General features: G+C 59.3%; 17 protein-coding genes. 8 read left to right on the plus strand and 9 right to left on the minus strand.

Annotated features, from left to right (window positions below; all coding sequences use genetic code 11):
• Positions 1-466: 466 nt before the first annotated feature.
• Together rimO and ABLX76_RS21265 are read right to left on the minus strand one after the other, a co-directional pair.
• Positions 467-1,792, minus strand: a complete 1,326-nt coding sequence (gene rimO, locus ABLX76_RS21260) for a 30S ribosomal protein S12 methylthiotransferase RimO (protein WP_023288970.1) — start codon at positions 1,790-1,792, stop codon at positions 467-469.
• A gap of 235 nt (positions 1,793-2,027) precedes the next feature.
• Positions 2,028-3,269: an oligosaccharide MFS transporter gene (locus ABLX76_RS21265; protein WP_348875268.1), complete on the minus strand. Its 1,242-nt coding sequence runs from the start codon at positions 3,267-3,269 to the stop codon at positions 2,028-2,030.
• Positions 3,270-3,640: 371 nt separating this feature from the next.
• On the opposite strand from ABLX76_RS21265, the gene bssR reads away from it, so the two are divergent.
• Positions 3,641-4,024: a biofilm formation regulator BssR gene (gene bssR / locus ABLX76_RS21270; RefSeq protein WP_065881878.1), complete on the plus strand. Its 384-nt coding sequence runs from the start codon at positions 3,641-3,643 to the stop codon at positions 4,022-4,024.
• A 115-nt stretch (positions 4,025-4,139) separates the two neighbouring features.
• Positions 4,140-5,249 (plus strand): PQQ-dependent sugar dehydrogenase, encoded by a 1,110-nt coding sequence (locus ABLX76_RS21275; protein ID WP_065881877.1) that lies wholly within the window; start codon positions 4,140-4,142, stop codon positions 5,247-5,249.
• A gap of 2 nt (positions 5,250-5,251) precedes the next feature.
• Here ABLX76_RS21275 and ABLX76_RS21280 read toward each other — a convergent pair whose 3' ends face one another.
• Positions 5,252-5,878: a glutathione S-transferase family protein gene (locus ABLX76_RS21280; protein ID WP_044521882.1), complete on the minus strand. Its 627-nt coding sequence runs from the start codon at positions 5,876-5,878 to the stop codon at positions 5,252-5,254.
• A 255-nt stretch (positions 5,879-6,133) separates the two neighbouring features.
• Between ABLX76_RS21280 and dacC the strand changes: the two genes are divergently transcribed.
• Complete coding sequence (gene dacC, locus ABLX76_RS21285) at positions 6,134-7,336, plus strand: serine-type D-Ala-D-Ala carboxypeptidase (RefSeq protein WP_004201290.1); 1,203 nt, start codon at positions 6,134-6,136, stop codon at positions 7,334-7,336.
• Positions 7,337-7,389: 53 nt separating this feature from the next.
• Here dacC and deoR read toward each other — a convergent pair whose 3' ends face one another.
• Positions 7,390-8,148 carry a DNA-binding transcriptional repressor DeoR gene (deoR, locus tag ABLX76_RS21290; RefSeq protein WP_023288975.1) on the minus strand — a complete coding sequence of 253 codons (759 nt, stop codon included), beginning with the start codon at positions 8,146-8,148 and terminating at the stop codon, positions 7,390-7,392.
• Positions 8,149-8,250: 102 nt separating this feature from the next.
• Positions 8,251-8,844 (minus strand): undecaprenyl-diphosphate phosphatase, encoded by a 594-nt coding sequence (ybjG, locus tag ABLX76_RS21295; protein ID WP_023288976.1) that lies wholly within the window; start codon positions 8,842-8,844, stop codon positions 8,251-8,253.
• A gap of 326 nt (positions 8,845-9,170) precedes the next feature.
• On the opposite strand from ybjG, the gene kdeA reads away from it, so the two are divergent.
• Positions 9,171-10,403: a multidrug efflux MFS transporter KdeA gene (kdeA, locus tag ABLX76_RS21300; RefSeq protein ID WP_004201293.1), complete on the plus strand. Its 1,233-nt coding sequence runs from the start codon at positions 9,171-9,173 to the stop codon at positions 10,401-10,403.
• A 38-nt stretch (positions 10,404-10,441) separates the two neighbouring features.
• On the opposite strand, the gene ABLX76_RS21305 is transcribed toward kdeA, so the two are convergent.
• Complete coding sequence (locus tag ABLX76_RS21305) at positions 10,442-11,254, minus strand: Cof-type HAD-IIB family hydrolase (protein WP_023288977.1); 813 nt, start codon at positions 11,252-11,254, stop codon at positions 10,442-10,444.
• Positions 11,254-12,456 carry an MFS transporter gene (locus tag ABLX76_RS21310; protein ID WP_044521889.1) on the minus strand — a complete coding sequence of 401 codons (1,203 nt, stop codon included), beginning with the start codon at positions 12,454-12,456 and terminating at the stop codon, positions 11,254-11,256. The genes ABLX76_RS21305 and ABLX76_RS21310 overlap by 1 nt, the downstream gene beginning before the upstream one ends.
• An 82-nt stretch (positions 12,457-12,538) precedes the next feature.
• On the opposite strand from ABLX76_RS21310, the gene ABLX76_RS21315 reads away from it, so the two are divergent.
• A complete protein-coding gene (locus ABLX76_RS21315) occupies positions 12,539-13,102 on the plus strand; it encodes a TetR family transcriptional regulator (RefSeq protein WP_048334559.1) in 564 nt (187 codons plus the stop codon).
• A gap of 178 nt (positions 13,103-13,280) precedes the next feature.
• Here the strand turns inward: ABLX76_RS21315 and ABLX76_RS21320 are convergent, their stop codons facing one another.
• Positions 13,281-14,966, minus strand: a complete 1,686-nt coding sequence (locus ABLX76_RS21320; protein ID WP_004179131.1) for an aspartate:alanine antiporter — start codon at positions 14,964-14,966, stop codon at positions 13,281-13,283.
• 267 nt (positions 14,967-15,233) lie between these two features.
• On the opposite strand from ABLX76_RS21320, the gene ybjM reads away from it, so the two are divergent.
• Complete coding sequence (gene ybjM, locus ABLX76_RS21325; RefSeq protein WP_002896351.1) at positions 15,234-15,617, plus strand: inner membrane protein YbjM; 384 nt, start codon at positions 15,234-15,236, stop codon at positions 15,615-15,617.
• 6 nt (positions 15,618-15,623) lie between these two features.
• Here the strand turns inward: ybjM and ABLX76_RS21330 are convergent, their stop codons facing one another.
• On the minus strand, positions 15,624-15,887 hold the full coding sequence (locus ABLX76_RS21330; protein ID WP_002896352.1) for a GrxA family glutaredoxin: 264 nt from the start codon (positions 15,885-15,887) through the stop codon (positions 15,624-15,626).
• A 202-nt stretch (positions 15,888-16,089) separates the two neighbouring features.
• Here ABLX76_RS21330 and ABLX76_RS21335 point away from each other — a divergent pair, with 202 nt between their 5' ends.
• Both ABLX76_RS21335 and nfsA read left to right on the plus strand, forming a co-directional pair.
• Positions 16,090-16,377 (plus strand): YbjC family protein, encoded by a 288-nt coding sequence (locus ABLX76_RS21335; RefSeq protein WP_004201326.1) that lies wholly within the window; start codon positions 16,090-16,092, stop codon positions 16,375-16,377.
• Positions 16,361-17,083 carry a nitroreductase NfsA gene (nfsA, locus tag ABLX76_RS21340; protein WP_032455244.1) on the plus strand — a complete coding sequence of 241 codons (723 nt, stop codon included), beginning with the start codon at positions 16,361-16,363 and terminating at the stop codon, positions 17,081-17,083. The genes ABLX76_RS21335 and nfsA overlap by 17 nt, the downstream gene beginning before the upstream one ends.
• Positions 17,084-17,146: the final 63 nt, after the last annotated feature.

Below are 17,146 nucleotides of genomic sequence, written 5' to 3' on the forward strand. Positions count from 1 at the left end.
CCTTCCGGGAACGTCTCAGCGATTTTGAGGCCGCCAGCACCGGCAGTTTCAGCAAGGCTGGTGAATAAATTAACGACAGGTCGTAAGAACGTAGGCCGGGTCAGGCGTAGCCGCCACCCGGCATAAAAACGGCTCCGTGCCCGCTGTCATCGCCCGGTGGCGCTGCGCTTACCGGGCCTACGAGGTATGAGCCTGTGAGAGGACCCCGTAGGCCGGGTAAGGCGGAGCCGCCACCCGGCATAAAAGTGGCTCCGTGCCAGCTGTCATCGCCCGGTGGCGCTGCGCTTACCGGGCCTACGATGTGTCAGCCTGTGAGAGGACCCTCCAGGCCGGGTCAGGCGCAGCCGCCACCCGGCAAAATAACGGCGCAACAGGATTGCCTGGAAGGTAATCGGCGCTGCGCTTGCCGGGCCTGGGGGGGAGCCTACGGGAGGCCCCCCCAGGCAGGGGAATGCGGGAAGCTGGACTAGATCCGGGTTCCCCACAGATCGTATTCGTCGGCGTGCTCGACTTTCACCCGCACCACGTCGCCCGGCTTAACGCGGGTTTCGCCGTTCAGGTAGACCGCGCCGTCGATTTCCGGGGCGTCGGCCATGCTGCGGCCAATGGCGCCTTCTTCATCCACTTCATCCACCAGCACCAGGATTTCGCGGCCCACTTTTTCCTGCAGACGCTCGGCAGAGATCTGCTGCTGCAGCTGCATAAAGCGGTTCCAGCGCTCCTCTTTCACCTCTTCCGGCACCTGGTCCGCCAGCTCATTGGCGGTGGCGCCTTCAACCGGGCTGTACTTGAAGCAGCCGACGCGGTCGAGACGCGCCTCTTTCAGGAAGTCGAGCAGCATCTGGAAATCTTCTTCCGTTTCGCCCGGGAAGCCCACGATAAAGGTGGAGCGCAGGGTCAGATCCGGGCAGATTTCACGCCACTGCTTGATGCGCGCCAGCTGACGGTCCGCGGATCCTGGACGCTTCATCAGCTTCAGGATACGCGGGCTGGCGTGCTGCAGCGGAATATCGAGGTACGGCAGAATTTTGCCTTCCGCCATCAGCGGGATCACATCGTCGACGTGCGGGTACGGGTAGACATAGTGCAGGCGCACCCAGATGCCGAGCTTCGCCAGCTCTTCGCACAGGCTGACCATGCTGGTCTTCACCGGCATACCGTTGTGGAAACCGGTGCGGTGCTTGACGTCGACGCCGTAGGCGGAGGTGTCCTGCGAAATCACCAGCAGTTCTTTCACGCCAGCGTCAGCGAGGCGTTTGGCTTCCGCCAGCACTTCGCCAATCGGACGGCTCACCAGATCGCCGCGCATGGACGGAATAATGCAGAAGGTGCAGCGATGGTTGCAGCCTTCGGAAATTTTTAAGTAGGCGTAGTGGCGCGGCGTCAGCTTCACGCCCTGTTCCGGCACCAGGCTCAGGAACGGGTTGTGCTTCGGCTTTGGCGTATAGTGGTGGACGTGCTCCAGCACCTGCTCATAGCTGTGCGGACCGGTGATCTCCAGCACCTTCGGGTGCACTTCGCGGATCTGATCCTCTTTTGCGCCGAGACAGCCGGTGACGATCACCTTACCGTTCTCTTTCAACGCTTCGCCGATCGCTTCCAGCGATTCCTGCACAGCGCTGTCGATAAAGCCGCAGGTGTTAACGATCACCATATCGGCGTTGTCGTAGGTAGGTACGACGTCATAACCTTCGGTGCGCAGTTCGGTCAGGATACGCTCTGAGTCCACGAGGTTTTTCGGGCAGCCCAGGGAGACGAAGCCGATTTTCGGCTGGTGCGTGACATTGCTCATAGCTTAAAAAGTGTTCAATTATTGGAATGGTCAGGGCAGGAATTCTACAGATCTTTGCGAAAAAGAGTATAGCTCCGTCACGGTTAATGGTGAAAAAGCGCACCCAACCCTGCCTTTCACGACCCTGCCGCTACAGCGGATCCCGCACGCCCCGGGGCAGAGGGGCGGGAAACGCTTCCGGCACGCCGTGCGCGCGGGCGGCGACTCATGCCCGGCGTTGCTGCCGGGCAGAGACTTATTGTGCCGGGGTGACGGCTCCGGAGGGGGCGACGCCGGGCTTTTTCGGCTCGCGCTTATCCTGCAGCGTGAAGACAGAGATCAGAGTAAAGAGCCCGGCGATGCCGCCGAGGATCAGATAGGTGTCGGCGAAGCCAATGGTATCGTACAGATAGCCTGCCAGCGGCGAGTAGATGGCGGTGGCGATCGAGGCGACAAACAGCACCAGTAAATAGACTGTTGAAGAGAGCTTGTGGTCGAAGTTGGCGGCGATGAATTTAAAGACCGACACCAGAATTAACGGTTTCTCCAGGGCATGCATCATTTTTACTGCGCCAATCCACACCGGGCCGAGAGGCACCGCCGAGCCAGCAATACGTACCGACATGATCAGCCCGGCAATGATCAGCGCCCATTTGGCGCCGGTCCGGTTAACAAACCACGGCATCAGGCATAAGAACAGCGTTTCGCCGCACACCTGAATGGAGGCGAGGATCCCATACCAGCGGTTGCCTTCCTCCGGCGTCGGGAATTGCAGCGAGAAGTACTGGGCAAATTGCTGATCGTAGGTGTCATAAATCTGCGTGACGAACAGGGTAAAGATCAGCAGCATCCAGAACTGGCGGTTCTTCGCCAGCTCAAGGGCATGGGAGACCTTCAGCGATTCGCTTCGCGCCACATCGGCGTCAGTTAATTCGATTTTGGTCAGCATAAAGCAGACGGCGGCGATGACGATGGCGAGGCTGGCGAGCCAGAAGGCCAGATTGGGATTGCTGTCGATATATTTACCGACGATCCAGGCCGCGGCCGCCCAGCCTAACGAGCCCCACATCCGCACCCGACCGTATTCGAACTGGTAGCGGCGGGAAATCTTATCGATATAAGAGTCGATCACCCCGCAGCCGGAGTTAAAGATGATCCCCAGATAGATGCCCCCCAGCAGCGCGCCAATCCAGAAGCTGTGCATCAGCAGCGGCGCGTAAACGTAGATAAAGAAGGGGCCTACCGGCAGGAGCAGCGCCACCAGCAGCCAGATAAGGCGTTTTTTCAGGCCGAACTTGTCGGAGATAAAGCCGAAGAAAGGCTGCATCAGCAGGGCGATAAAGGCGTTGACCGAATAGAGCAGGCCGGTTTTCGTGGCGCTGATGCCAAGATGCTGGGTGGTCCAGATGACAAAGAAAGCCATGGTCGACGACCAGGCGAACAGGTAGAGGAAATCGAAAAGACTCAACAGAAAGTAGTTTCTTTTACCGGGCGTCATGGTTCAGTTCCTTGCAAATGGGCAGAGAGATTATCAGCGAACCGCGGTCGCTGTTTTTATTAAATGTTATACGTATTACATTAATGATTTGTTATGGCATCCTGACTGGCGATCGCGCAATAGCGCCAGCAATATAATGTGATCATTGCAGCACTATTTTGGCCATTTTATAGCGGCGAATGCGAATTGATTTCTTTATGAAATCAAATGTGATCGTATAACATTATCTTTGTTATATACCTGACAAAGCGGCAAGGTTGTTACATTGTAAAGGGTGTTAAAGGCTTGGGAATAATTGACCTGGCGCATCATTTTGTACAAAAAATAACCGTATTATGGATGAGGTAAAGGACGACAGAGGAGGAACCGTGATGAGCGTTGACAGACTATACCGCCACCTTTTGCAGAAGCTCATTAACGCCAATATCGATATTGACGCCTATCTGCAGCTGCGAAAGGCCAAAGGCTACATGTCAGTCAGCGAAAATGACCATCTGCGTGAAAACTTGTTTGAGCTTTGCCGTGAAATGCGTGCCCAGGCGCCGCGCCTGCAGAATGTCATTTCACCGGAGGAGAGGGATGCCCTTCGTTTGGCCGGCGAGTCCGTCGCCGCCGCTGCAGTATGCCTGATGAGCGGACATCATGATTGTCCGCTGTACATCGCTGTTAACGTAGAGAAGCTAGAACGCTGTCTGACAGGATTGACTTCAAATATTCATAAATTGAATAAATTGTCGCCAATCCCTCATGCCTGATCGGCTGAAACCCAGGGGAAGTGGACGCTTCCCCTGTTAAAGGTTATGTAAAAATCCCCGCGCAAATTTCCCCGCTGGCTACCCTTTAGCGCAGAGCTGACGAAAGGAGAATGCCATGCGTCCGATCCCGCTGCTGTTGCTATTGAGCGCCCTGTCGCTGCCGGCCCTGAGCCAGGCCGCGGTGCGGGTGGAAGTATTGCAGAACCGGCTGGCCCATCCGTGGAGCCTGGCGTTTCTCCCCGGCGACCAGGGCATGTTGATTACTCTGCGCGGCGGCGAGCTCAAGCGCTGGCAGCCGGGTAAAGGCTTGTCGGCGCCGATAGCCGGCGTGCCGCAGGTGTGGGCCAACGGCCAGGGAGGCTTACTGGACGTGGCGCTGGCCCCGGATTTCGCGCAGTCGCGGCGGGTGTGGCTAAGCTATGCGGAGAGCGACGCCAGCGGCAAAGCGGGCACCGCGGTGGGCTACGGGCAGTTGAGCCAGGATGCCACGCAGCTGACGAACTTCACCGTGGTGTTTCGCCAGCAGCCGAAACTCTCCGTCGGCAATCATTTTGGCGGCCGGCTGGTGTTCGACGGCAAAGGGCATCTGTTTATCGGCCTCGGGGAGAACAATCAGCGTCCCACCGCTCAGGATCTCGGCAAGCTGCAGGGAAAAGTGGTCCGTCTGACGGAGACCGGGGGCGTTCCGCCGGATAACCCCTTTGTTGGCCGGGCCGACGTGAGGCCGGAGATCTGGGCCTACGGCATCCGCAATCCGCAGGGTATGGCGATGAATCCGTGGAGCGGGGCGCTGTGGCTGAACGAGCATGGCCCGCGCGGCGGGGATGAAATTAATATCCCGCAGGCGGGAAAAAACTACGGCTGGCCGCTGGCGACGCACGGCATTAACTACAGCGGCCTGCCCATTCCGGAGGCCAGGGGCAAGACGGTGCCGGGGACCGAGCCTCCCCTGTATGTCTGGCCGGTCTCACCGGGAGTGAGCGGGATGGCCTTTTACGCGGCGCAGACCTTTCCCCAGTGGCAACATAAGCTGTTTATCGGCGCGCTGAAGGAGACGTCGCTGATTGTTCTGGCGGTGGACGGCAATCAGGTCCATGAGGAGGGGCGCCTGCTGGAGGCGCGCGGGAAACGGATCCGCGACGTCCGCGTGGGACCCGACGGCTATCTGTATGTGTTAACCGACGAGTCTAACGGCGAGCTATTGCGGCTGAGTCCGGAGAGTTAATTTCAGGTGACCGGGATCTGCACCACTTCGCGCCAGGCCGGACGCTGGCTAATCTGCTGATACCAGCGCTGCAGATGGGGACGCGGTTGCCAGCTGTCGAGGATCGACAGCAGGTTGTAGACGAAGGGGGCGACGGCAATATCGCCAAGGCCGAACTGCTCGCCGGAGAGCCACGGCGTTTTCGCCAGCTCGTCATCCAGCATGGCGAACAGCGCTTCGCAGGCGCTGATCCCCGCGGCGATGGCCGCCGGGTCGCGTTGCTCCGGCGGCGTCCTCACCAGGCCCATTAACACCGGGCGATGGGCGGGAGAGAGGGTGCCGTTGGACCAGTCCATCCACTTATCGCCTTGCGCGCGCTGCGCCGGCGCGGCCAGCCACAGACGGTCAGCGCCATACTGGGCGGCAAGATAGCGAATAATCGTATTTGATTCCCACAACACCACCCCGGTGGCATCGTCCTTTAACAGCGGCACCAGCCCGTTGGGGTTCATCGCCAGATATTCCGGGTCACGATTGAGACCAAACTCCAGCCCGGCGAGGATCTGCTCATACGGCAGATCCAGCTCCTCCAGCACCCAGCGCACTTTCTTCACGTTGGTCGAGTTATTACGTCCCCACAGTGTAATCATTTTCGCTCCTGAGTTTGTTTCACTGCCGTTGCAGCGCGATCGGCGATCATGTTGGGATAAAGTTAATATTTAGGCAATCACGATCAAAAAAATTGTTCTGATTAAAGCACAGCGGCATGTTATTGCGTAAACTTTAAAAACTTTACCAACTCGCTGTTTCTTTAAGGTCATTTGTACGCTTTACTCACCGGTTGCTGCGGCGCGGTCAGAGTGGCGCGGCATATTTTGTTTGGAAAGGATACTTGGGTGGCTCTTATGATGCATGACGCTTTTTCCCTTCGCGGCCTCGCGGCAGGTTGCGCGCTGTTATTTCTTGTCGCACCTGCGGTGCAGGCTGCAGAACAACTCCCCGACGCCCCTTCGATTGACGCTCGCGCCTGGATCCTGATGGACTACGCCAGCGGGAAGGTGCTGAGCGAAGGCAATGCCGATGAAAAACTCGACCCGGCCAGTCTGACGAAGATTATGACCAGCTACGTGGTGGGGCAGGCGATAAAAGCGGGAAAAATTAAACTGACCGATATGGTGACCGTCGGGCGCGATGCCTGGGCGACCGGCAACCCGGCGCTGCGCGGTTCATCGGTGATGTTCCTCAAGCCCGGCATGCAGGTTTCAGTAGAAGATCTGAACAAAGGGGTCATCATTCAGTCCGGTAACGACGCCAGCATTGCCATTGCGGACTACGTGGCGGGCAGCCAGGACGCTTTCGTCAGCCTGATGAACGGCTACGCCAAAAAAATGGGGCTGACCAACACCACCTTTATGACCGTCCACGGCCTCGATGCGCCGGGGCAGTTCAGTACCGCCCGCGATATGGCGTTACTGACCAAAGCGATGATCCACGACGTACCGGAAGAGTACGCGGTACATAAAGAGAAAGAGTTTACCTTTAATAAAATTCGCCAGCCAAACCGTAACCGCCTGCTGTGGAGCACCAACCTCAACGCCGATGGCGTGAAAACCGGGACCACCGCCGGGGCCGGCTATAACCTGGTATCTTCGGCCACTCAGGGCGATATGCGTTTGATTGCCGTGGTGCTGGGGACCAAAACCGACCGCATTCGCTTTAACGAGTCGGAAAAACTGCTGACCTGGGGCTTCCGCTTCTATGAAACCGTGACGCCGATTAAACCGGATGCCACCTTCGTCACCCAGCGCGTGTGGTTTGGCGACAGCAGCGAAGCGAAACTGGGGGCCGGCGAAGCGGGCTCTATCACCCTGCCGAAGGGCCAGCTGAAAAACCTGAAAGCCAGCTACACCTTAAACCAGCCGCAGCTTACCGCGCCGCTGGAGAAGGGGCAGGTGGTCGGGACTATCGACTTTAAGCTGAATGATAAAACCATCGAGCAGCGCCCGCTGATCGTCATGGAGCCGGTGAAAGAGGGCGGCTTCTTCAGCCGGATGATCGACTTCGTACTGATGAAACTGCACGGCTGGTTCGGCAGCTGGTTCTCCTGATGCCATGACCGCGCCCGGCGGGGCGCGGTCAGTTACGCTTCAATGGTGACGCTTCAATACAGCAGGGAGATCTGCTGTGCCTTCGCCAGCGCCACCAGCTCATCATCCGGGCAGATATCGCTGGCGATCACGTCAAACTTCGCTAACGCCCCCATGCGCGCCGGACGCACTTTGCCAAACTTGCTGTGGTCGACCACCAGCACGTGGTAGCGCGCGTGTCGCATCGCCCAGTGTTTGACCGGAAGCTCCTCCAGGTTATAGCAGGTCGCCCCCTGTTCGCAGTCAATGCCCGCCGCCGAGTAAAAGGCGATGTCAGGGCTCAGATGGCTGAGGGTATCCTCAAGGCTCAGCGGCATAAAAATCGCGTTGCTGGCATGAAATTCTCCACCACACAGGACCGCGCGGCACTGGGGCTTTTCCTGCAGGGCGAGAAAGGTGTTCAGGGAGTAGCAGACGCCGGTGAAGGGCAGGGCATCGTCAATGGCGTCGATGATCCACGGGGTGGTGGTCCCGCAGTCGAAGAAGGCCATCTGATGGGGCTCCAGCAGCGCGGCCGCATGGCGGGCGGCGCGGCGTTTCTCCTCGACCAGCCGGGTCTTTTGGTCGCTGAGCAGGTAATGGGTGGCGCTGCGCGGCTCCAGCACAATGTATCCGCCGAGCAGCACGACCGGACCGCTGTGGCCGTTGAGGTCGCGACGAATGGTCATTTCCGACACCCCAAGCAGGGAGGCCGCTTCTTTCAGATGCAGCTTATCGCTGCGCTTGAGTGCCTGAATGAGCTGACTGATGCGTTCGTCACGGCGAGTTTCCATATTCCCTCTGCGCTAAAATCGCCCTGCGGAGGCAGGGCGTTAGCGGGATTTTACCTGTCGCTTGCGGGTTAGTCACGCGGTGGCCGCCGCGACGGTCGGCGTTTAGCCGCGCACCCAGCCTTTGCGGATCGGCAGGGAGAAGCAGAGGCGATAGAGGCGCTGCAGCTGACGGTACAGCGCCGGGCCGACAGTATGCCAGATTAGCGCCGCGCCAAGGCAGCCGCACATCCCGGCCAGCAGGCCGCCAACCATGTCCAGCGGCCAGTGGACGCCGAGATAGACGCGGGACCAGGCGATGGCGGCGGCAAGGGCCATCAGCAGGGCGCCGGACCACAGGCGATGCCAGAACAGGAAGGCCAGGGCAAAGGTAAAGCTGACGGTGCCATGGTCGCTGGGGAAGGAGTCGTCCGCCGCATGGTGCAGGAAGTTATAGCCCACGCCGGCGACAAACGGCCGATCGTGCGGATAGAGGTGGCCGATCGCCCATGAGACGGTCAGGCTGATCGTCAGCGCCAGCATCAGCTTAAAAACCATCTGCCGCTGGGCAGGCCCCCACAGCCACAAGGTCACCACCAGCAGGGGCACGATCAGAATCAGATCTTTAGCGATGAAAATCGCCACCTCAATGGCCCACTGCGGCGAGGCCGGGGTCGCGTTGAGCAGGGCGAACAGCGCGTAGTTAATATTTTCCAGCATAGACTTCCAGGCTCGTTGGTCCGATAGCAAATAAGCCGCCTACCCTAAATAAAAGCGGTGCGGAGATAAAGCAGCATTGTCTTAAAGATCAGGTTGTTATGAAATGTTGCCTCCTGAGGCGCGGCGCTAACCCCCTGAAAAGGGTCAGTATATCCTTTGTCACATTGCTGAAACATAAACGGAATATATACGCAGAGTGAATTGCAAAGAAGAAGTCTGACGGTGGCGCGCAACTCGCAATATTGTGCGGTGTCACCCACAATTCACTATCTCCGCGCCGGGAGTTTCATTACACTTTGCGCGATTTTTGATAGATAAGAGATTTCATGCAAAATTATTCGCTTTCAGGCCGCCGCCTCGGAAGGCAGGCGCTGCTGTTCCCGCTATGTCTGGTGCTGTACGAGTTTTCCACCTATATCGGCAACGATATGATCCAGCCGGGTATGCTGGCCGTGGTTCAGGAATTCCAGGTGGGCAACGAGTGGGTTCCCACCTCGATGACCGCCTATCTGGCCGGCGGCATGTTTTTACAGTGGCTGCTGGGGCCGCTGTCGGACCGTATTGGCCGCCGTCCGGTGATGTTGACCGGGGTGGTGTGGTTTATCGTCACCTGCCTGGCGACGCTGCTGGCGCAGACCATTGAGCAGTTCACCCTGCTGCGCTTCCTGCAGGGGATCAGCCTGTGCTTTATCGGCGCGGTTGGCTACGCGGCGATCCAGGAGTCCTTTGAGGAGGCGGTGTGTATTAAAATCACCGCCCTGATGGCCAACGTGGCGCTGATTGCTCCGCTGCTGGGGCCGCTGGTGGGCGCCGCCTGGGTGCATATCCTGCCGTGGGAGATGATGTTCGTGCTGTTCGCCGTGCTGGCGGCCATCTCGTTTGTCGGCCTGCAGCGAGCGATGCCGGAGACCGCGACGCGGCTGGGTGAAAAGCTGTCGGTCAAAGAGCTGGGCCGCGACTATCGGCTGGTGCTGAAGAACCTGCGCTTCGTCGCCGGCGCGCTGGCCACCGGCTTTGTCAGCCTGCCGCTGCTGGCGTGGATTGCCCAGTCGCCGGTCATTATTATCAGCGGCGAACAAGCCACCAGCTATGAGTATGGCATGCTGCAGGTGCCGATTTTCGGCGCGCTGATTGCCGGCAACCTGGTGCTGGCGCGCCTGACTTCGCGCCGTACCGTGCGTTCGCTGATTATCATGGGCGGCTGGCCGATCGTGTTTGGCCTGCTCCTCTCCGCGGCGGCGACGGTGGTCTCTTCCCACGCCTATCTGTGGATGACCGCCGGCCTGAGCTTCTACGCCTTCGGGATTGGCCTGGCGAACGCCGGCCTGGTGCGCTTAACCCTGTTCGCCAGCGAGATGAGCAAAGGCACGGTTTCGGCGGCGATGGGAATGCTGCAGATGCTGATCTTCACCGTCGGCATCGAACTCAGCAAACATGCTTACGAGCTGGGCGGCAATGGGCTGTTCAGCCTGTTTAACCTGCTGGGCGGGGTGCTGTGGCTGGGGCTGATGATCTACTTCCTGAAAGATAAAAGCGTCGGCAATTCGCAGCAGGGGTAACCGGTTTTCAACCCGGATGCGCTTGCATCCGGGTCTTATCAGGCGAACGGCGCTTCGCGATCCAACACCTTATCGATAATCTGCAGAACCCCCTCTTCGTTGTTGTGCGGCGCATGATAGCGGGCGACGGCTTTGACGTCTTCCCGGGCGTTGGCCATGGCGAAGCCAAACCCGGCGTGCTGCAGCATTTCGATATCGTTGCCGCTGTCGCCGAACGCCACCACCTCATGATCCTCGATGCCCCAGCGCTGCTGCAAAATACGCAGGCCGTTGGCTTTGTGCACCCCCGGGATAATTAAGTCGATGCTGCCGTAGCCGGTGGCCACTGCGGTCACCATGTCCCCCAGCGCCGCGTGCAGCCTCGGCTGAATTTCCGGGATCAGGCGGTCCGGCACGTTGAGACCAAATTTGAGGATGGTGTCATCGAGATGGTTAAAATCATCCACCAGTTCAAGGCGGTGATAATACTTCGCCGCCACCGTCTTCAGCGCGTCGTTGTAGCGGTTGAGGGTGTAGGCGCTGCGCTTCCCGCAGGCGATGATTTCGATATTCGGCAGCGTCTGCAGATGATCGACCACGGCGTTGAAATGGTGAACCGGCAGCTGGCAGTTGAAGACATCTTCATTGCCGCTCACTACCCAGCCGCCGTTTTCCGCCACGAAGGCGATCTGGTGGGCGATCTCCGGAAAGAAGGAGATCAGCTGGTAGTACTGGTTGCCGCTGGCGACCACGAAGCGAATGTTCTGCTCGCGCATTCGTTGATACTGGGCGAGGAAGCGCGGCCGGTTGTAGGTTTTGGCATCGCTTAAAAAGGTGCCGTCCATATCCACCGCAATCAGTTTGATGCTCATTAGCTGTTCTCCATAACGGGTTCAGACTGTGGCTTAGCCACCGCGCGGGCGACCAGCGCCGCCACCATCACCAGGCCCAGCACCACCAGCATCGCGCTGCGCAGGCCGAAGTGCTCGCCGAGGAAGCCCAACAGCGGCGGCCCGACGAGGAAAGCAAGATACCCGGTAATCGCCACCACGCTGACGCGCTTAGGGGCATCCGGACCGGTATCACTGGCGGCGGAAATAGTCAGCGGGAAGCCGAGCGAGGCGCCGATGCCCCACAGCAGCACCGAGATGCCCGCCACCCAGGGGTTATCGACGAAGATAATCAGGCCGATACCCAGGGCGCCCATCACCGCGCTGCCGCGAACCACCGTCACCCGGCTGTAGCGATCGATAAACCAGCCGCCGGTAAAGCGGCCCAGCGTCATGCCGAGGGTGAAGCCGGCATAGATCAGCGAGCCGGAGGTGGGGCTAAAGCCGTGGCCGTCCACCATCAGCAGCGGCAGCCAGTCATTGGCCGAGCCTTCGGCAAAGGCCATCGCCAGGACGATGACCCCGATAAGCAGCAACTGCGCGTCGCGCCATACCGGCAGACCTTTCGCCTCGCCGTGGGCGGCTTCGGCGGCATTTTTACCGGTACCCTCCGGAATGGCTCGGATGGCAATGGCGATGGGCAGAATGGCCACCAGCGCGGCCGCCAGGATATGCGGGGCGGCGGGCAGACCGAACCCGGTCACCGCCATGCCCACCCCGGCGCCGAACAGGGTGCCAAAGCTGTAGAAGCCGTGCATCATCGGCAGCACCGTTTTATTCATCTCCCGCTCAACCGCCGCGCCCTCGACGTTAATGGCGACCTCTGCCGAGCCAAAGCTGGCGCCAAAGATGGCCAGACCGAAGGCGAACAGCGGGGCGGAGGTGACCCACAGCGCCAGGCTGAGCACCAGCATGCCGAGTACGGCGAAGGACATGGTGGTGCGGATGACCTTGCGGGTGCCAAAGCGCTTCACCAGCCACGCCGAGCAGAGAATACCGCTCATCGATCCCACCGACAGGCCAAACAGCACGACGCCCATCTCTGCGGTAGAAAGCGCCAGCAGATCGCGGATCGCCGGCGTGCGGGTGGCCCAGGAAGCCATTAATAAGCCGGGGATGAAAAAGAACATAAACAGCGCCCACAGTCGAAGCTGGAGCGCTCTGCGCGAAGATTGCGTCGTCATCCGTAAACGCCTTAAAGGAGAAGAGTGAAGACAACAGTAGCAAGCATGTGTACATTTGTACATAAACCGGAAGAGGAAAATCATGGCCCGTAGACCGAACGATCCGCAGCGCCGCGAGCGCATCCTGCAGGCGACGCTGGACACCATCGCGGCGCACGGCGTCCATGCGGTGACGCACCGTAAAATCGCCACCTGCGCGAATGTGCCGCTGGGGTCGCTGACCTACTATTTCAGCGGCATCGAGGCGCTGATCGCGGAGGCGTTCAACCTGTTTACCGCCGAGATGTCGGCGCAGTATCAGCAAAGCTTCGCCGGAGTAACGAACCGGCAACAAGCCTGCGATGCCATCGCGGAGCTGATCTTCAGCGCCCAGGTGACCACGGCGCGCAATATGGAGCTGATGTACCAGCTGTACGCGTTCTGCAGCAGCCAGCCAGCGCTGAAGGCGGTGATGCAGAACTGGATGCGGCGCAGCCAGCAGACGCTGGAGCAGTGGTTTGCCCCCGACACCGCCCGCGGCCTTGACGCCTTTATTGAAGGGATGACCCTGCACTTTGTCACCGACCGCGCGCCGCTGTCGAAGGCGGCGATCCGCATGTTGGTCGGGCAGCTGGCAGGGGAGAGGGCGCAGGAAGAGGGGCGCTGAGGCGGCGTTTCAGCCGGAATGGCTAAACGCAGGCAACAAAAAACCCATCAACCTTGAACCGAAGTGGCGGGGTTGATGGGCTCCACAAAATGGGGACATCAAAGAAAAGCAGTGGCATTACTTATGACTGATGCCCTGAGAAAAAGTTCTGCCTGTGGCGGCTTTTTTCGCAAAAAATTTATTGTAGCCCTGGCCAGATGATCACGATGAGCGTCCCGGCGAGGGTGAGCAGCACGTTGGCGATGGCGTAGGTGCCCGCATAGCCGAGCGCCGGGATGTTGCTGCGCGCGGTATCGCTGATGATCTCCATCGCCGGGGCGCAGGTGCGGGCCCCCATCATGGCGCCGAACAGCATCGCCCGGTTCATGCGCAGCACGTAGGCGCCGAACAGGAAGCAGATCACCACCGGCACCAGGCTGACGATAAGCCCGGCCGCCAGCATCTGGCCGCCGACGGCGCCCAGCCCGTTATTGATCCCGGCCCCGGCGCTGAGCCCGACCCCGGCCATAAACACCATCAGGCCAAACTCTTTCACCATGTTCAGCGCCCCCTGCGGGATATAGCCGAAGGTTGGGTGGTTGGCGCGCAGGAAGCCAAGCATGATGCCGGCGAACAGCAGGCCGGCGGCGTTGCCGATGCCGAAGCTGAAGGAGCTGAACTGGAAGGTGATCATGCCGATCATCAGGCCGACGATAAAGAAGGCGCAGAAGGCGAGGAGGTCGGTCACCTGGCTGTGAATGGAGATAAAGCCGATGCGGTCGGCTACGGTCTTCACGCGGCGGGCGTCGCCGCTGACCTGCAGCACGTCGCCTTTGTTCAGCACCACGTTGTCGTCGATAGGCATCTCGATCTGGCTGCGAATGACCCGGTTCAGGAAGCAGCCGTGATCGGTAAGCTTGAGCTGCGCCAGGCGGCGGCCGACGGCGTTGTGGTTTTTGACCACAATCTCTTCGGTGACGATGCGCATGTCGAGCAGGTCGCGGTCGAAAACCTCTTTACCGTTGCGGAAGCTCGGGTCGAGGCGGGCGTGCGCGTCCGGGTAGCCCACCAGCGCAATATCGTCGCCCATCTGCAGCACCGCGTCGCCATCCGGGTTGGCCAGAATGCCGTTGCGGCGGATGCGTTCGATATAGCAGCCGGTCTGGCGATAAATGCCCAGCTCGCGCAGATTTTTGCCATCCGCCCATGCCACCAGCTCCGGGCCGACGCGATAGGCGCGGATCACCGGCAGGTAGACTTTACGTTTGGAATCGGTATCGAGGCCGCGCTCGCGGGCGATTTGCTGGGCGCTGGTCTGCAGATCCTGATGCTGCAGCTTGGGCATATAGCGGGCGCCGACGATCAGGCTCACCAGACCAACCAGGTAGGTCAGGGCATAGCCGAGGCTCAGGTGGTCAAGCGACTGCGCCAGCTGATCGCTGGGCAGGCCGAAATGGCGCAGGGTGTCCCCCGCGCCCACCAGCACCGGGGTGGAGGTCATCGCCCCCGCCAGCATACCGGCGGTGAGCCCGATATCCCAGCCGAACACTTTACCCAGCACCATGGCGATCAGCATCGCGCTGCCGACCATCACCAGGGCCAGCATCAGATAGTTTTTCCCGTCGCGGAAAAAAATCGAAAAAAAGTTAGGACCGGCTTCCACGCCGACGCAAAAAATAAACAACATAAAGCCGAGATTAAGGGCATCGGTGTTAATCGCGAAATGCTGCTGACCTAATAATAGAGAAACGACTAAAACGCCAATGGAATTACCAAGTTGTACTGAGCCGAGACGCAGTTTTCCCAGGCATAGTCCTAATGCAAGTACAACGAATAATAACAGGATGTAATTCCCGTTTAACAAATCTGCGACGTTTATATTCACGAAAGCCAACTTCTCGTTTACTAGTAAGTTGTTGAAGGAAATGGTTATTTGGTCTAAGGTTGCTCAGGCGTTCGCGTTGTCGCGAACCTATTCTGGCACCCTGTTATAACCAGCAAAAATATACCCGCTAGTTTAATCCTTCCTGGATGCGGCGGCTAGTGACAATCGTTTTTAGGCTGGTAGGGGAGTTATTGGCATGGATTGCCGAAATGCTTTATCTGACTGGGCGACGTGGACGTGAGTTAGAGGCAACATCAGGAGGATACGGTGAAATCTGAGCGTAGTTGGGCCGGCATTATCTGTGGCTTCGTTCTGTTCATTGTGGTGTGCTTATCGTTGTTGTTACATATGAAAGGGGCCTTTCGCGCCAGCGGCAACCCGGAGCTGGGCCTGCTCTTCTTTTTGCTGCCAGGGGCGGCGGCGAGCTGTCTCTCTCCCGGGCGGCGGGTGCTGCGTCCTTTGCTCGGCGCGATACTGGCGGCGCCGGTCTGTATGGTGACGATGCGGCTGTTTTTCGTCACGCACCGGACGTTCTGGCAGGAGATGGCGTGGGTACTGAGCGCGGTGTTCTGGTGTGCGCTCGGGGCGTTGTGCTTTTTGTTTATCTGCGCCTGGCTTGATACCTGGCGCAGTCATTCATCGAGTAAATAAATTTACTCAGGCAAACAGGCCAAGGTTCTCTTTCGCCCAGGCTTCGAAATCGGTGCAACCGCCGATGTGTTTCTGGTCGACGAAAATCTGCGGTACGGTTTCAACCGGTTTGCCGACGGTTTTTTCCAGATCAGCTTTGCTGATGCCTTCGGCGTGAATATCCACGTAACGGTAGTTAAAGTCATCACGCTCGTTGGTCAGTTTTTCTGCCAGCTCTTTGGCGCGAACGCAGTAAGGGCAGCCTGGACGACCAAAAATAACGGTAAACATTGCTTCTCTCCTTAAACCTCAGCCGGATGGCGAATGGCGCTTATGATGCCTGCATTGGCCGGTGAGGGAAAGAAGGTTCTGCCTTTTGCTTCGATGGTTTACGGCTATGTTTGATAAATGTCGTACTATCAAAACCCGTATACTGACCCGGCGGCGCGGTGGCATTGGCTGGCGCGCCGCGTTTATCAACCGGAGAGGCGTGATGCGAAAATTTGCCCCGTTGCCAAAAAGCATACTGCTGGTTGAGATCCTCGGGATGGGGCTGTTAACCCTCGCCTGGCTCTCGCTTAACCAGTATGTCCAGCTGCCTGCGCCCATTGCCAGCCCGACCGCGGCGCTGGTGATGCTCTTTGCCGGGATCGTGCTGATGATCCCCGCCGCCATCGTTGTGATGTGGCGGATGGCGCAGATCGTGGCCCCGCAGTTAACCCACTCTCCTGAGCCTGAATCCTTGTCTGACAGAGAAAAACGAAATGACGCCGACCATTGAGCTGCTGCGCAGCCACCGTTCTATCCGCCACTTCACCGATGCGCCCGTGAGCGACGAACAGCGCGCGGCGATTATCGCCAGCGCGCAAGCGGCATCTACCTCGAGTTTTTTACAGTGCACCTCCATCATCCGTATTACCGACCCGGCCCTGCGTGAACGTCTGGTCCCGCTGACCGGCGGCCAGCAGCACGTCGCCCAGGCGGCGGAGTTTTGGGTCTTCTGCGCCGACTTTAACCGCCACCTGCAGATCTGCCCGCAGGCGGAGCTGGGGCTGGCAGAACAGCTGCTGATCGGCGTTGTCGATACGGCGCTGCTGGCGCAAAACGCGCTGACCGCCGCCGAGTCCCTCGGGCTGGGTGGCGTCTATATCGGCGGGTTGCGCAACAGCATCGAGGCGGTGACCGAGCTGCTGGAGCTGCCGCAGCACGTCCTGCCGCTGTTCGGTCTTTGCCTTGGCTGGCCGGCGGATAACCCGGACATCAAGCCGCGGATGCCGGCCGCCATGCTGGTGCATGAGAACCGCTATCAGCCGCTGGATAACGCGCTGCTGGCCGAGTATGACGAACAGCTGGCGCACTATTATCTGTCGCGCGGCAGCAACGCCCGCCGCGATACCTGGAGCGATCATATCCGTCGCACTATCGTGAAAGAGAGTCGTCCGTTTATTCTCGACTATCTGCATAAGCAGGGGTGGGCAACGCGCTGATTACGTGTACACTGCTGCTCCGGCCAGGCGGTATCCGACGCTGGCGGCAGGAAAGGTGGAAGT

The sequence above is a fragment of the Klebsiella sp. JB_Kp004 genome, assembly GCF_040065795.1.
Lineage (GTDB): Bacteria > Pseudomonadota > Gammaproteobacteria > Enterobacterales > Enterobacteriaceae > Klebsiella > Klebsiella quasipneumoniae.